This is a genomic window from Gephyromycinifex aptenodytis (assembly GCF_012277275.1).
Lineage (GTDB): Bacteria > Actinomycetota > Actinomycetes > Actinomycetales > Dermatophilaceae > Gephyromycinifex > Gephyromycinifex aptenodytis.
On the sequence record NZ_CP051155.1, the window covers coordinates 2,808,545 to 2,822,723 of the forward strand.

Sequence of the window (14,179 nt, forward strand, 5' to 3'; positions counted from 1 at the left end):
TACGGAGTCATGGACCTCAAACGCTTCATCAAAAACCGCCTGTTCTGGGTGCTTCTCCTTTTCATCTTCGGTCTCGTGCTGCTCAACCTGGTTTCGGGCGCCGGCTCTCAACGCATCGAAACCTCGCAGGCGGAGAACCTCATCGCGGCGGGCAAGGTGCAGAAAGCCACCTTCCGCAGTGACGACCGGCTCGAGTTGGAGCTGAGCGCACCGACCGATGTGGGCGAGGCCAAGGGTGTCAGCTCCGTCTACACCCTGTATGTGCCGCAGCGCGCCGAGCACCTCGTGGAGCAGATCCGGGCCAAACAGCCCGCCAAGGGATATACCGATGAGCCGCCGCAGACCAGTTGGCTGGGTACCTTCGCTCTGACGTTCCTGCCCATCCTGCTGCTGGTGGGGTTGTTCTGGTTCATGCTCAGCCGCATGCAGGGCGGCGGCGGCAAGATCATGCAGTTCGGTAAGAGTCGCGCCAAGTTGGCGACGAAAGACATGCCGCAAACCACGTTCGCCGATGTCGCCGGAGCCGACGAAGCAGTCGAGGAACTCCTGGAGATCAAGGAATTCCTCGCCGAGCCGGAGAAGTTCGGCTCGGTCGGGGCGAAAATCCCCAAGGGAGTGCTGCTGTACGGCCCGCCCGGCACCGGTAAGACGCTGCTGGCTCGGGCCGTTGCCGGCGAGGCCGGGGTGCCGTTCTATTCGATCTCCGGCTCCGATTTCGTGGAGATGTTCGTCGGCGTCGGCGCCAGCCGCGTCCGGGACTTGTTCGAGCAGGCCAAGGCCAACGCGCCCGCGATCGTCTTCGTCGACGAGATCGATGCGGTCGGTCGTCATCGTGGGGCGGGCGTCGGTGGAGGCCACGATGAACGCGAACAGACCCTCAACCAGTTGCTGGTGGAGATGGACGGCTTCGACGCCAACGCGAACGTCATCCTCATCGCGGCGACCAACCGCCCGGACATCCTGGACCCGGCCCTGCTTCGTCCCGGCCGCTTCGATCGCCAGATCGCGGTCGATGCGCCGGACATGATCGGCCGCCACGCCATCTTGAAGGTGCACGGCACCGGGAAACCCCTGGCCGAGGGCGTCGACCTGATGACGGTGGCGCGCCGCACCCCGGGCTTCACCGGTGCTGACCTGGCGAACGTCTTGAACGAGGCCGCCTTGTTGACCGCGCGCAGCGGCGCGCAACGCATCGACGATGACGCACTGGAAGAAGCCATCGACCGCGTCGTGGCTGGGCCGCAACGGCGGACCCGGCTGATGAGCGTGCGGGAGAAGAAGATGACTGCCTACCACGAGGGCGGTCACGCCCTGGTCGCGGCGGCGCTGCACCACACCGACCCGGTGAGCAAGGTGACGATCCTGCCGCGGGGACGAGCGCTGGGCTACACGATGGTTCTGCCGCTGGACGACAAGTACTCCACCAGCCGCAACGAAATGCTCGATCAGCTCGCCTACATGCTCGGCGGGCGAGTCGCCGAAGAGATGGTCTTCCACGACCCGACCTCAGGTGCCGCCAACGACATTGAGAAGGCCACCGGGCTCGCCCGCAAGATGGTCACCCAGTACGGGATGAGCGAACGCATCGGCGCAGTGAAACTCGGTCAGGAGCAGGGCGAGGTGTTCCTGGGCCGCGACGTGGGCCACCAGCGGGACTATTCCGAAGGGTTGGCTGTCGTCGTCGATGAGGAGATCCGCCGCTTCATCGAGGCGGCCCACGACGAGGCCTGGCATGTTCTGAACGAGAACCGGGGCGTGCTGGATCGCCTTGTGCTCGAATTGCTGGAGTACGAAACGTTGGGTGCCGCTGACCTGGAGCGGATCTTCGCAGACATCGTGAAGCGTCCGCAGCGTCCGGTCTGGTTGAGCAGCGATGCCCGCGCCGTGAGTGAACACCCGCCCGTGCTCACCCCGGCCGAGCGCGAGTCCTCGGCCGATGAGGGTGCCCAGCGCGAACCTGTTGAGGGTGCGCAACAGCACTCGCATACCCAGATCATCGAGCTACCCGGAGATGGCCGTGTCGATCCCTCCACCCGTTGACCTTGACCGCGCCGAAGCGGCGGTGCGCGAACTGCTGCTTGCGGTAGGGGAGGACCCTGATCGTGAGGGGCTGCGTGAAACCCCGGCCCGGGTCGCGCGTTCCTTCACCGAACTCTTCGCCGGACTGCGCATGCGCCCCGAGGACGTGATGACCACGACGTTCTCCCTGGAGCATGACGAGTTGGTCCTCGTGCGCGACATCGAGCTGTACAGCACCTGCGAGCACCACCTGGTCCCCTTCCACGGGGTGGCCCATGTCGGCTACATCCCGGCCAAGGACGGACAGGTTACGGGGCTGAGCAAGCTGGCCCGGCTAGTCGACGTCTTCGCCAAACGTCCGCAGGTGCAAGAGCGGCTCACCTCCCAGATCGCAGACGCCCTCACCGAACACCTGGACCCGCGGGGGGTCATCGTGGTCCTGGAATGCGAGCACCTGTGCATGTCCATGCGGGGAGTGCGCAAGCCCGGTTCGCGCACCATCACCTCAGCCGTGCGCGGACAGTTGCGGCGTAGCCCCGCCACCCGCGCCGAGGCGATGAGCTTGATCCTGGCCGGCCGGCGATGAGCGGCGGTCAGGGCAACCCCGATCGGGGCACGGTCCAGGTGCCGCTGGTGATGGGCATCGTCAACGTCACCCCTGACTCGTTCAGCGATGGCGGGCGATGGCTGGACCCGGAAGCGGCAGTACAGCACGGCCGGCTCTTGGCTGAACAGGGCGCAGACATCCTGGATGTGGGCGGGGAATCCACCCGGCCGGGCTCGCGCCGTCCTGACGAGGCCGAGGAACTGCGCCGGGTGCTGCCGGTGGTCGCGGCGTTGGCCCGGGCCCGGCTGCGGGTCTCGGTCGACACGATGCGGGCCAGCGTGGCGGCCGCCGCGGTGGAGGCCGGCGCCGAGATCATCAACGATGTCAGCGCCGGGTTGGCCGACCCGCAGATGGCAGGTCTCATCGCCCAGACCGGGGTGCAGTACATCGCCATGCACTGGCGCGGCCACGGCGACTCCATGCAGCAGCGGGCCAGCTATCAGGACGTCTTCGCCGAAGTCACCGGTGAGCTCCTCACCCAATGCCGCGCGCTGGAGGCTGCGGGGGTTCGCCGCGAGCAGATCGTGCTCGACCCGGGGTTGGGCTTCGCCAAGACCCCCGAGCACAACTGGCAGCTCATGGCTCGGCTGCACGAGTTCACCCAACTGGGTTACCCCGTGCTGCTCGGCGCCTCCCGGAAGACCTTCCTCGGCAGGCTGGGCAAGAACGCCGATGCCGAACCGGTCCCGCCCGAGCAACGTGATGCAGCCACCGCGGCGACCAGCCTGTTGGCAGCCCAGGCGGGAGTATGGGGGGTGCGGGTGCACGACGTGCCCTCGACCTGCGCGGCGTTGGGAGTCTTCGAGGCCAGGGAGCGAGCCCGATGAGCGACCGCATCAGCCTGCAGGGGGTGCAGGCCTTCGGCACCCACGGCGTGCTGGAGCACGAGCAGAAGCACGCACAACCCTTCGTCGTCGACGTCGACCTGGATGTCGACCTGTTCGCTGCCGGCACCCGTGACGACCTGGCCGAAAGCGTCAGTTACGCCGACGTGGCGGACGATGTCGTCAGGATCATCGAAGGCCCCTCGGTGCAACTCATCGAGACCCTCGCCGAGCGGATCGCCGCAGCCGTACTGCTGCGGCCCGGGGTGGAAGCGGTCGAGGTGTGTGTGCACAAGCCGCGCGCCCCGATACCGGTACCGTTCGCCGACGTCTGCGTGCGGATTCGCCGGGAGACCTGGCGTCCCGCGGTGATCGCGCTCGGGGCCAACCGCGGCGACAGCCTGCAGACCCTCACCTCGGCCGTGCGCCATGTGGCGGCTCTGAGTGGGGTGCGGGTGCGGGCCACCTCGCAACTCTTCGACACCGACCCGGTGGGTGGGCCCGAACAGCCCGCCTATCTGAACGCTGTCATGCTCATCGACACCCGCCTGGCGCCGCACACCCTGCTGCGCCGGCTGTCCGAGATCGAGAACTCCCACGGGCGGGTCCGCACGGTGCGCTGGGGTGCGCGCAGCCTCGATCTGGACATCATCCAGTTGGGTGACCCGACGAGCGATTCGGACCTGCGCGTGCAGGACGAGGTCTTGACCTTGCCGCATCCGCGCGCCCACGAGCGCACCTTCGTGCTGTTGCCGTGGTTGCAGGTCGAGCCGCAGGCCCAACTGCGGGTCGGCTCGGGGGTGCGTGCCGTCGGCGACCTCGTGGCGGAGCTGGACCCCAGCGGTGCGCTGCCCGGCGTGCGGCAGGGCCCGGCGTGGCATCCGCTGCCCTGAGATGAGGGACGGGCTGCGGTTCTCGGGGCTGGTCGCGACGGCCGGAGTGACCTGGCTGTGCTCTGCACTGGTACTGCGTTGGTGGTTCCGGCATCCGTGGCCTAAACCGTCCAGTTCGTGGCTCAGCGTCGTGGTGTTGCTCGTCCTGGCGGTGGGGGTGCTGATTGCGGCGCGGCCAGTGCATACCGCGCTGCGGGGCTCGGGCCGGGGCAGCGTGCCGGCGCAGGTGGGCTTGCGCACGCTGGTGCTGTGCCAAGCGGCGGCTATCACCGGGGCGCTGGCCGCCGGTTGGGAGCTGGGGTTGCTCAGCGTGTTATGGCCCGATACCGATGCTGCCTCGGTACGTGCCTGGGCTATTCGTTCCGCCGCTATTGCCGCCTCAGCGGTGGCGCTCGTCTTTGCCGGCCTGTGGGGGCAGCGAGCCTGTCGCCTGCCCAAGGAAAAGCCGCCAGGCTCGGGTGCCCCCCGTGGTCGAATGCGGTGAGGAATCATTCAGACTTACGGAGTAGCGTGGGTCCTGCGCGACGTCGTCGTGATCTGCTCGGTTCGGCCCCAAGGAAGGACATCGTCGTGGATCAGTTGTGGGCAGTTCTTCTGGCCCTCATCCCATCAGTAGGCGTGGGGTTTCTCTTCTACAAGATCATGAAACTCATCCTTGAAGGCGATCGCCGAGAGCGGCTGGCGTACTCCAAGTGGCAGGCCGAACATGATAGGAAGGCGCAGAGCGAGCAGACGGACGCTGCTCTGCCTGACGCGCCGCCGGTGAACGGCGCGTGAGCAGATGATTTACTCCACTGTCGACGAGTGTTGGCAATAGCCTAAACAGGTGGCAGCTGAGCAGAAATTGAAGCCAACCTGAAGGCAGTCCGAGAATAGTGGAACCTCGTTTCCTTACGCCTGGCATATGGCGTAGTGTGACCTCTGACCGAGGCGCGAGTCTCGCTACATATCCACTGTCATACCGTAAGAAAGTCGGGGTACACACATGGTCCAACGGGTACAAGTTCTCCTGGTCGATGACATCGATGGCAATGAAGCTGCTGAGACGGTTTCGTTTGCTCTGGACGGGGTCAGCTACGAGATTGACCTGTCCATGGAGAACGCCGCAAAGCTTCGCGACAGCATGAGCAACTGGGTGGGCCACGCACGTCGTGCCGGCGGCCGTAAGTCCACCGGTAAGCGGGCCGCTGGCAACCCCGGGCGCCGTGAAGATCTCAACGCTGTGCGCGAGTGGGGCCGCCAGAACGGCTTCAAGGTCAGCGACCGCGGCCGCGTATCTGGGGACCTGCAGGCTGCCTATGACAAGGCGCACGCCTGATCTACTGCCTCAACCCGTCGGGCCCTTGCGAGCATCTCGCAGGGGCCCGACGTGGTATTCCTGGGGTACGTGGCGACTATTGCAGGTGAATCATGAGTGATATCGGAGACCTCGCTGCCCAGATCTCGGGGTATCTGGGTTACATCGACGTGATCGATGAAGCGTGGGGTAACCCGCTGCCATACTCGTGCGCGGAGTTGTTGCGCAGCGCTGAGCAGGGCGGTGACCCGACTGCTTCCTGGCGTGCCGAGGTCGGCGCCGCCCAAGAGGCCAGATACCACAGCCCGGCTCCGCCTGCGGTCGGTGCCGCTTTCGTGCTTGGTTGGTATCTGCAGGTAGTCGCTATTCCGTTGGCGTATGCCTCGGTGCTGTGCAACTGGCTGCCCGATGCGTCACCGGAAGCATTGCGCTTCGATCTGGACGAAATGGAGCATTACCCGGTGGCGCTGTCCCTGAGTCCGGGCAACGTCGAATCGGTGCCGCATCCGCAGATCCGGTTGCGTCGGGCCCGTGAAAAGTACGAGGCGCACGCAAACCGATTCGCCGCCGCCTACAACCCGGGCGTGAAGATGAGTTCCCGGCAACGGTATGGCCTCGTTCGCGACACCTGGTCAATGACACTGGATCAGGCCCGAACTGGTGTTGCCGCGGCGCCCAGCATGCTTACCGGTTTACGTGAGTCGTGCTGTTTCATCTTTGCGCTGCCCGGCGCGATGACCTGTACCCGCTGCCCGCGTAACGCTGTCCACGCCTAGCTGCTCGGTCCTTTTTAGCTGGCGGCCTGGGTGCAGGCGCCGCATTCACTTGTGGACGAACTCAGTCCAGCAACGCCGTCATCAGGTCGCCGTCGGACTCCACCCGATCGAGCACCTCGAACGGTGCGAGCTGGGTGAGCGGCTCGGCGCCGACTGCGCCGGCCTCGATCTCTTCCCAGCTCCGGGGGGCGGCGACGAAGGGTTCGTTTCTTTTACCGCGCAGCGAATAGGGGCAGATGGTGGTCTTGGCGTGGGTGTTCTGGCTCCAGTCGAAGAGCACCTTGCCGGTGCGGCGCGCGCGCGTCATCGTCGCCAGCACCAACTCTGGTCGCTGCGTGCTCAGTTCGCCCGCGATCGTCTTGGCGAGTTCGCGTACCTCTGCTGAGGTGCGCGAGCCGTCGAGGGCCCCGTAGAGCTGTAAGCCCTTACTGCCGCTGGTGACCGGTACGATCCGCGAAATCCCCTCACGAAGCAGCGCTTCGCGGACCAGCAAGGCAACCTGAGCGCATTCGCCCAAGCCTGCTGGTGCCCCCGGATCGAGGTCGACGACCAGCCGGTCCGGCGCCTGCGGGCTGCCGCCGCCGGATTCATCGTCGCCGGTCACCCGCCACTGCGGCACGTGCAGTTCGAGGGCGGCCAGGTTCGCCAGCCAGGTCAGCGCCGCCACGTCATCGACCAGCGGGTAGGTGACGAGTTCGTCGGCGCGCCGCGAATGCGGGGAGACCAGAGTGACCCGGCGTAGCCAACCGGGTGCGCCTTTGGGGGTGTTCTTCTCAAAAAAGCTCTCGCCCGCGGTGCCGTGGGGGAAGCGCAGCCGGGTCAGGGGCCGGTTTTGCAGTTGCGGGAGCAGCACCGGAGCGATCGCTGCGTAGTACTGGGCAACTTCGGCTTTGGTGGTGTTACTACCGGGATAGAGCACCTTGTCGAGGTTGGTGAGTTTCAGGGTGCGCCCATCGATCTCGACGGTGACGGTGTGTGGATCAGGCATCGGGTCTCCAGTCACGAGGCAGGCAGGATGTCGTGGGGATCCAGGTCGGGCCGCATGCCTTGATAGGAGGGTTGCCGCAGCCGTCCGTTACCGGCCAGGCCGAGGCTGGCCACGTCGATGATCAACTCAGGGCGCACCCAGATCGTTGTGGCGGCGTCCTCACGGGGGACCTCCAAGAACGGGCAGTGCTGCTGTTCCAAGGGTTTCAGGGCGGCCCGAAGCGGTGGGCCGGCCTTGCCCGCCAGGCCGCTGCCGACCCGCCCGAGCAGATGCAGGCCCTGCGGGCTGGGCACCCCGACTAGGACTGATCCCAGGCGGGGACTGGAGCCGGAGCGGCCCGCTGCGCTGCCGCTCTCGGGGCGCCACCCGCCGACCACTACGGAGCGCACCAACCGATGGGGCCGCTTGAGCCAGTATGGGCTTCGCTTGCCTGGGGTGTAGCCGCTGGTGATGAGCTTGCTGACGACCCCTTCCAGTCCGGTGCTCGCGGTGGCTTCCAGCAGCGCGTGGCCGTCGTCATAGGTCGGCGGCAGCACCCAACGCTGGGGCAGTTCCAACCCCTCCAGCAGTTCGCGCCGCTGCGACCAGGGACGCTCCAGTAACGATTCGCCGCGGTGCGCCAGGACGTCGAAGACCATAACGCTGACCGCGCGGCGGCTAGCGGCACGAGCAGCTAACGCCGGGTCAGTGATGTGGATGCGCTCGGCGAGGGCGGCGAAGCTGGGGACGCCTGCCTCCAGGGCGACGATCTCACCGTCCAGCACGGTGCCGGGCAGGCACAGGTCGGGCAACTCCGGGAATCGTGCGGTGGCGTCGAGCTCGTTACGGGTGCTCAATCGGGTGCCGTCCGGTTGGCAGGTTGCCAGGATGCGCATGCCGTCCCACTTGACCTCGTGAATCCACTCTCGTCCCGCAGGGGGTTGATCGGTCGCGGTGGCCAGCATCGGACGCATGCATCGATCCTGCCTGATGAGCGCGTGGCCCGCAGCGCAGCCCGGCAGCGGTAGGGCCGGTGCGCGCGGTGTGATGTGGCTGGCTCGGGTGGTGGGGAAGCGCGCTTGTGGTGGATGCTGGTTCGAGCGGGGCCACCGGGTCGCGCAGCCAGAACTCACCGCAGGGCAGGAGAAGACATGCGCGCGATGTGGAAGGGTGCGGTCTCCTTCGGCTTGGTGACCGTGCCGGTGCGGTTGTACAGCGCCACGGAGAGCCACGACCTGCAGTTCCGCCAGGTTCGCAAGTCCGACGGGTCGCGCATCAAGTACAAGCGGGTGGCCGAGGCCGACGGCGAAGAGGTGCCCTACGGCGAGATCGGTAAGGGCTATGAGACCCCGGACGGGCGCATGGTCGTGCTCAGCGATGAGGATCTGGCTGCGCTGCCCAACCGCAGCAGTAAGGAGATCTCGGTCGAGAAGTTCGTGCCGGCTGACCAGGTCGACCTCATGCTGCTGGACAAGAGCTACTACCTGGAGCCGGACGCCGCTTCGGCCAAGCCGTACGCGCTGCTTCGGGAGGCGCTGCGCGACACCGACCGGATGGCCGTGGTGACGGTGTCGGTGCGCTCGCGGATGACGATGGCGGTGTTGCGGGTGCGCCAGGACGTCATCGTGTTGCAGACCCTGCTGTGGCCTGACGAGATCCGCGAAGCCGACTTCGCCACCCTGCACGATGTGCCGGAGCCGAAAGCGAACGAAGTCAAGATGGCTCAACTGCTGGTGGAGTCGATGGCCGACGAGTTCGAACCCAACGATTACGAGGACGACTACAAGGCCGCCGTCGAGGCACTTGTGGCTTCCAAGGTCGACGGGGGCGAGATCGCTGCTGCCCCGGAGGCCGAGGAGAACGCCGGTCAGGTCGTTGACCTGCTTGCCGCTCTGCAGAAGTCGGTGGAGCGGGCAAAGGCCAGCCGCGGCGCTGCCAAGACCGGCGACGAGGATTCGCCGCAAGCTGAGGACGAGGCGGAGCCGCCGAAGAAGACCGCTGCGCAACCGGCCGGCAAGAGAGCCGCCGCGAAGAAGACGGTGGCCAAGAAGAGCACGACCAAGAAGGCCGCCGCAAAGAAGAGCACAGCCAAGAGCGCGGCGAGCGAGGGCGCCAAGGACGGCTCCGGAACGGGCGACAAGGCAGAGGAGACAGCCGGCGGGGGTACCCGTAAGGCCGGCTAGTTCCACCAAAGCCGACGGCGCCCCACCCTTGCTCGGATGAGGCGCCGTCGGGGTGGCTGCGGGCACGCAGCCGAGTCGGTCAGCCGTCGTTGAGGTCGCGGCCCTTGGTCTCGGGCAGCGTGAAGATCGTCGCGGCCGAGATGAGCATGAGCACGATGGCGTAGGCCGGGAAGGCCCACTTCCATTCGAAAGCCGTGGCCATCCACGTCTGCACGTAGGCGGCCGTCCCGCCGAAGGCGGCGATGGCGATCGCGTAAGGGACGCCGAACCCGGTTGCTCGCACCTCGGTGGGGAACATCTCGGCGTAGGCCGCCGGCGCAATGGCCAGGTAGGCCCCGAGCACCACACACATCACGGCGATGGCCAGCGTCAACTGCCAGACCTCGCTGTGCACCAAGGCAAGCATCGGCACGTACAGCACCGCGCCACCGACCATCGAGAACAACATCACCGGTTTGCGACCGATGCGGTCCGAGAGCAGACCCCACAGCGGCAGGCTGACGATGAAGGCGATGTTGCCGATGATGGATGCGATGAAGGCGTTCTGGGTGGTGAAGCCCAGCGTCTTAGTCGCGTACGGGGTCATGGCCACCGACCACACGTAGTAGCTGACGGTCAGCCCGGCGGTCATCCCGATCACGCGCACAGCCTGCCCGCGGTGGCGCCAGACGCCGCGGATAACCGATTCCTTGGGGAGGTTTCCGCTCTCCAATTCGTGTTCGAAGACCTCGGATTCATCCATCCGGTTACGGATCCAGATGGCGAAGATGCCCAGGAACGCGCCGATGAAGAACGGGACGCGCCAACCCCAGGTCTGCATGGCTTCCGCCGAGAGCACACCGTTGAGCAGCAGCCCCAGCAGCATTCCGGCGAGCAGACCGACGGTGCCGCTGACGTAGATGGAGCTGGACCAGAACCCGCGCTTCTCGGGTGGGGCCTGCTCGGACAGGTAGGTCTGCGCCGAGGGCAACTCGCCACCGTGGGCCAAACCCTGGATGAGGCGGGCGACCAGCAGGATGACCGAGGCCGCTGCCCCGATCTGGGCGTAGGGCGGGCACAACGCGATCATCAACGACCCGACCGAGGCACAGATGACGGCGAGCATGAGTGAGTGTTTGCGCCCGATGCGGTCGGCCAACCACCCGAAGACGTACCCACCGAAGGGGCGCGCGACGAAGCCGACGGCGAAGATGGCCAGCGTTTTCAGCAGGGCCGAGGCTGGGTTCTCCGAGTCGAAGAGCTGGGCGCTGATGAAGATCGCGAACGAGGCGTAAATGTTCCAGTCGTACCACTCCAGGGCGTTACCGACGCCGGTACCGAGCAGCGCCCGGGACGAGCGACGTCGGTCGCGCACTGGTGGTGGGGCAGGCGTGCTCATGATGATCCTCAGGGGTTAGGGGACGGGAGGGTCGTGATGCGGGGGACGGTTGAGGTGACGGCCGGACGCTTCGCAGGTCCGGCGAGGAGTCCGGTCGCCCAGAGGCGGCGCAGGGGCTCAGCGCGCGTCTCGAGGCGGCTGGGTTCAGTCGGTGTTCTGGTCGGCCAGGGCCGCCAGGCGGCGGGTGGTCAGTTCCACGAACAGGCGGGCGCCGTCGACGAGCACGTCGTCGTCGAAGATCGCCATCGCGGAGTGGTTGAACGGGCTCGTGATGTGGTCGGCGTCGGCGGGCACCGCGGACAGACCGATGAAGGCGCCGGGGACGGCCTGCAGCACCCGCGAGAAGTCCTCGGAGGCGGTCAGCGGTGAGGACCAGCGGGCCTGGCTGTCCTGGCCGAATACTTCGGCCACAGTCTGGGCGACGAAGGCGTCTTCCTGCTCGTCGTTGACCGTTGCGGGGTATTGGCGGCGTAGGTCGATCTCGGCGCGTACCCCATGTTGGTCGGCGATGCCGGTGATCACCTGGGGAATGAGCTCGAACAGTTTGTCCTGGGTGGCCGTGGAGAAGGAGCGCACGGTGGCGTCGAGCATCCCCGACTCGGGGATCACGTTGCAGGCCGAGCCGGCGTGGATGGAGCCGACGGTGATCACAGCCGGGTCGAACACGTCGAAGTGTCGGGCGAGCATCACCTGCAGGCCCAGCGCCATCTCGCACAGCGGCGGCACCGGGTCTTTGGCCGTGTGCGGCGCGCTGCCGTGGCCGCCGCGGCCGATGACGGTGACGGTGAGCCGGTCCGAGGCGGACATGATGGTCCCCGGTTTGGTGCAGAAGGTGCCGTTGGGTTCCAGCGCCGACCAGACGTGCAGGGCGTAGGCGGCATCGGCGCGGCGCCCGGCAGCCTCCAGGACGCCTTCTTCGAGCATCAGGCCGGCGCCGTCGTGGCCTTCTTCGCCGGGCTGGAACATGAAGACCACGTCGCCGGGCAACTCGTCTTTGTCGGCGCACAGCGCCCGGGCCGCGCCGACGAGCATCGCCATGTGCAGGTCGTGCCCGCAGGCGTGCATGGTGCCGGTGGTGGCGGCGTAGTCCAGGCCGGTGTCCTCGGTGACGGGCAGACCGTCCATGTCGGCCCGCAGCAGGACCACGGGGGCGTCTTCGTCGCGGCGGCGCCCGCCGCGCAGCACTGCGGTGATCGAACTCAGGGCCGTACCGGTTGAGATCTCCAAGGGCAGCCCGTCCAAGGCGTGCAGAATGCGCTGCTGGGTCCAGGGCAGATCAAGTCCGACCTCGGGGTTGGTGTGCAGTTCGCGGCGCAGGTCCACCAGGTCGCTGCGTAGGTCGTCCAATGCGAAAGACATCGCAATTCGTCCTTATCTCGGCGAAGGTTTCATCAAAAGGTGAACAAATTGACCATCTTTTGAATATGCCGACCCTACTCTGGTTCTACCCAGGGTTCACCTCAATATGACTGGAGCGGCGCAGAAATCCCCCCGGAGGTACACGCAGCTTCCCCGGAGCGGACCCAATGCAGCTTCAGGCGACTGCCTGGGGTTGCATCACGATGTGGGGGATATGCGGCGGTGGCGGCCGGTGGAACGAAGCGACGCCGCGACCGCCTACCTGGAGTAGGAGACCTGCTGCCAGGACAGTGGCTGGTGGTGATTTGCCGGGTCGATGGGCACCCTGAGCCCGTTGGTGTTGTTCGGCAAACCGTCCGCAGTGACGCGGGTGAGGTTGTCGGCTGACCCGGAGACGGGCCTGCGCTTTCCCAGATCGCGGTTGTATCCGCTGTGGATGGGCCCGGCCTGACTAGAGTCGAGCGAACGACGTCGGCACGAGGAGTGACATGAGTCCCCAGGACCCCACCCAGCACAGCGACACTCTGGTCAAGGCGGTGTTGCCCGAGTCGGAGATGCCCACTCAGTGGTACAACATCGTGCCGGACCTGCCCGAAGCCCCGCCTGCCCACCTGCACCCGGGCACCCGTGAACCCCTGAGCGTGGAAGACATGGCGCCCATCTTCGGGCGGGCGCTGTGCGAGCAGGAGTTCTCCACCGAGCGCTACATCGATATCCCGCAGGCCGTGCAAGAGGTGTACCGGATCTGGCGCCCGTCGCCGCTCATGCGGGCGCGACGCCTGGAGCGGGCGTTGGGCACCAGCGCTCGGATCTACTACAAGTACGAGGGCACCAGCCCCATCGGCAGCCATAAAGCGAACAGCTCTGTGCCCCAGGCGTACTACAACAGCCTCGAAGGCGTGCAGCGGTTGACCACCGAAACCGGCGCCGGTCAGTGGGGTAGCGCGCTCGCGTTCGCCTGCGGGGTCTTCGACATGGAATGCGAGATCTGGCAGGTGCGGGCCTCCTACGACGGCAAGCCCTACCGCCGGATGCTCATGGAGACCTTCGGAGGGATCGTGCACCCGAGCCCTTCGGATCTGACCGAAGCCGGTCAGGCGATGCTCGCCAAGGACCCCACCACCACCGGCAGCCTCGGGATGGCCGTGAGCGAAGCGGTGGAAGCTGCCGCCAAGAGCGGCGGATCGGCCAAGTACGCGCTGGGCAGCGTGCTCAACCACGTCGTGCTGCACCAGAGCATCATCGGCGAAGAGGTGCTGCGCCAACTGCCGATGTTCGGCGAGGAGCAGGCTGACGTCGTCTACGGCTGCGCCGGCGGCGGTTCCAACCTGGCCGGGTTGGCGTTCCCGCTGCTGCGGGAGCGGCTCGCCGGGCGCACCGATACGCGTTTCGTCGCCGCCGAACCGACCGCGTGCCCCTCGCTGACCCAAGGCCGGTACGAATACGACCACGGCGATGTCGCCGGGCTCACCCCGCTGCTGAAGATGTACACCCTGGGTCAGGACTTCGTGCCCGACCCCATCCACGCAGGCGGATTGCGATACCACGGGATGGCCCCGCTGCTGTCCTTCACCCACCACCTCGGGCTCGTGGACGCCCTCGCAGTGGGGCAACAGGACGCGTTCGAAGCGGGGGTGCTGTTCGCCCGCACCGAAGGGCTCGTGCCCGCGCCGGAGTCCTGCCACGCCATCGCGGCGGCCCTGGCTGACGCCCGCGCCCGGACCTCGCCGCAGGACTCGGCCGCGATCGTCATCGGGCTCTCCGGCCACGGCCAACTCGACCTGCCCGCCTACAGCGCCTACCTGTCAGGGTCGTTGGCGGACACCGCGCAGTAGAGCGCTTTCAGGTTGCGTCAACGGTTTGGGTGCACCATTCC

Annotated in this window: 14 protein-coding genes; 10 read left to right on the forward strand and 4 right to left on the reverse strand. The window is 66.7% G+C overall.

Annotated features, from left to right (window positions below):
- Positions 1–9 precede the first annotated feature (9 nt).
- From ftsH to G9V96_RS12130, 8 genes are all read left to right on the forward strand, one after another.
- Complete coding sequence (gene ftsH / locus G9V96_RS12095) at positions 10–2,040, forward strand: ATP-dependent zinc metalloprotease FtsH (RefSeq protein WP_168583251.1); 2,031 nt, start codon at positions 10–12, stop codon at positions 2,038–2,040.
- Positions 2,012–2,605: a GTP cyclohydrolase I FolE gene (folE, locus tag G9V96_RS12100; protein WP_168583252.1), complete on the forward strand. Its 594-nt coding sequence runs from the start codon at positions 2,012–2,014 to the stop codon at positions 2,603–2,605. The genes ftsH and folE overlap by 29 nt, the downstream gene beginning before the upstream one ends.
- Positions 2,602–3,453, forward strand: a complete 852-nt coding sequence (gene folP / locus G9V96_RS12105) for a dihydropteroate synthase (protein ID WP_226913301.1) — start codon at positions 2,602–2,604, stop codon at positions 3,451–3,453. Before folE ends, folP begins: the two co-directional genes overlap by 4 nt.
- A complete protein-coding gene (gene folK / locus G9V96_RS12110; RefSeq protein ID WP_168583253.1) occupies positions 3,450–4,343 on the forward strand; it encodes a 2-amino-4-hydroxy-6-hydroxymethyldihydropteridine diphosphokinase in 894 nt (297 codons plus the stop codon). Before folP ends, folK begins: the two co-directional genes overlap by 4 nt.
- Position 4,344: 1 nt before the next feature.
- Complete coding sequence (locus G9V96_RS12115; RefSeq protein WP_168583254.1) at positions 4,345–4,827, forward strand: DUF3180 family protein; 483 nt, start codon at positions 4,345–4,347, stop codon at positions 4,825–4,827.
- A 26-nt stretch (positions 4,828–4,853) separates the two neighbouring features.
- Positions 4,854–5,120, forward strand: coding sequence for a hypothetical protein (locus G9V96_RS12120; protein WP_226913302.1), 267 nt, complete (start codon positions 4,854–4,856; stop codon positions 5,118–5,120).
- A gap of 208 nt (positions 5,121–5,328) precedes the next feature.
- The gene (locus G9V96_RS12125; protein WP_168583255.1) at positions 5,329–5,661 is read left to right on the forward strand and encodes a histone-like nucleoid-structuring protein Lsr2; all 333 of its coding nucleotides are present in this window, start codon (positions 5,329–5,331) and stop codon (positions 5,659–5,661) included.
- A 92-nt stretch (positions 5,662–5,753) separates the two neighbouring features.
- Positions 5,754–6,416 (forward strand): (2Fe-2S)-binding protein, encoded by a 663-nt coding sequence (locus G9V96_RS12130; RefSeq protein WP_168583256.1) that lies wholly within the window; start codon positions 5,754–5,756, stop codon positions 6,414–6,416.
- Between the two features lie 61 nt (positions 6,417–6,477).
- On the opposite strand, the gene ligD is transcribed toward G9V96_RS12130, so the two are convergent.
- Positions 6,478–7,404, reverse strand: coding sequence for a non-homologous end-joining DNA ligase (ligD, locus tag G9V96_RS12135; protein WP_168583257.1), 927 nt, complete (start codon positions 7,402–7,404; stop codon positions 6,478–6,480).
- Positions 7,405–7,415: 11 nt separating this feature from the next.
- Complete coding sequence (locus G9V96_RS12140) at positions 7,416–8,357, reverse strand: ATP-dependent DNA ligase (protein WP_168583258.1); 942 nt, start codon at positions 8,355–8,357, stop codon at positions 7,416–7,418.
- 177 nt (positions 8,358–8,534) lie between these two features.
- On the opposite strand from G9V96_RS12140, the gene ku reads away from it, so the two are divergent.
- Positions 8,535–9,566, forward strand: a complete 1,032-nt coding sequence (gene ku, locus G9V96_RS12145) for a non-homologous end joining protein Ku (RefSeq protein WP_168583259.1) — start codon at positions 8,535–8,537, stop codon at positions 9,564–9,566.
- A gap of 79 nt (positions 9,567–9,645) precedes the next feature.
- On the opposite strand, the gene G9V96_RS12150 is transcribed toward ku, so the two are convergent.
- Positions 9,646–10,944, reverse strand: coding sequence for an MFS transporter (locus G9V96_RS12150; protein ID WP_168583260.1), 1,299 nt, complete (start codon positions 10,942–10,944; stop codon positions 9,646–9,648).
- A 144-nt stretch (positions 10,945–11,088) separates the two neighbouring features.
- Positions 11,089–12,303 (reverse strand): M20 metallopeptidase family protein, encoded by a 1,215-nt coding sequence (locus G9V96_RS12155; RefSeq protein ID WP_168583261.1) that lies wholly within the window; start codon positions 12,301–12,303, stop codon positions 11,089–11,091.
- Between the two features lie 488 nt (positions 12,304–12,791).
- Here G9V96_RS12155 and G9V96_RS12160 point away from each other — a divergent pair, with 488 nt between their 5' ends.
- Positions 12,792–14,138, forward strand: coding sequence for a TrpB-like pyridoxal phosphate-dependent enzyme (locus G9V96_RS12160; protein WP_168583262.1), 1,347 nt, complete (start codon positions 12,792–12,794; stop codon positions 14,136–14,138).
- The last annotated feature ends 41 nt before the right edge of the window (positions 14,139–14,179 follow it).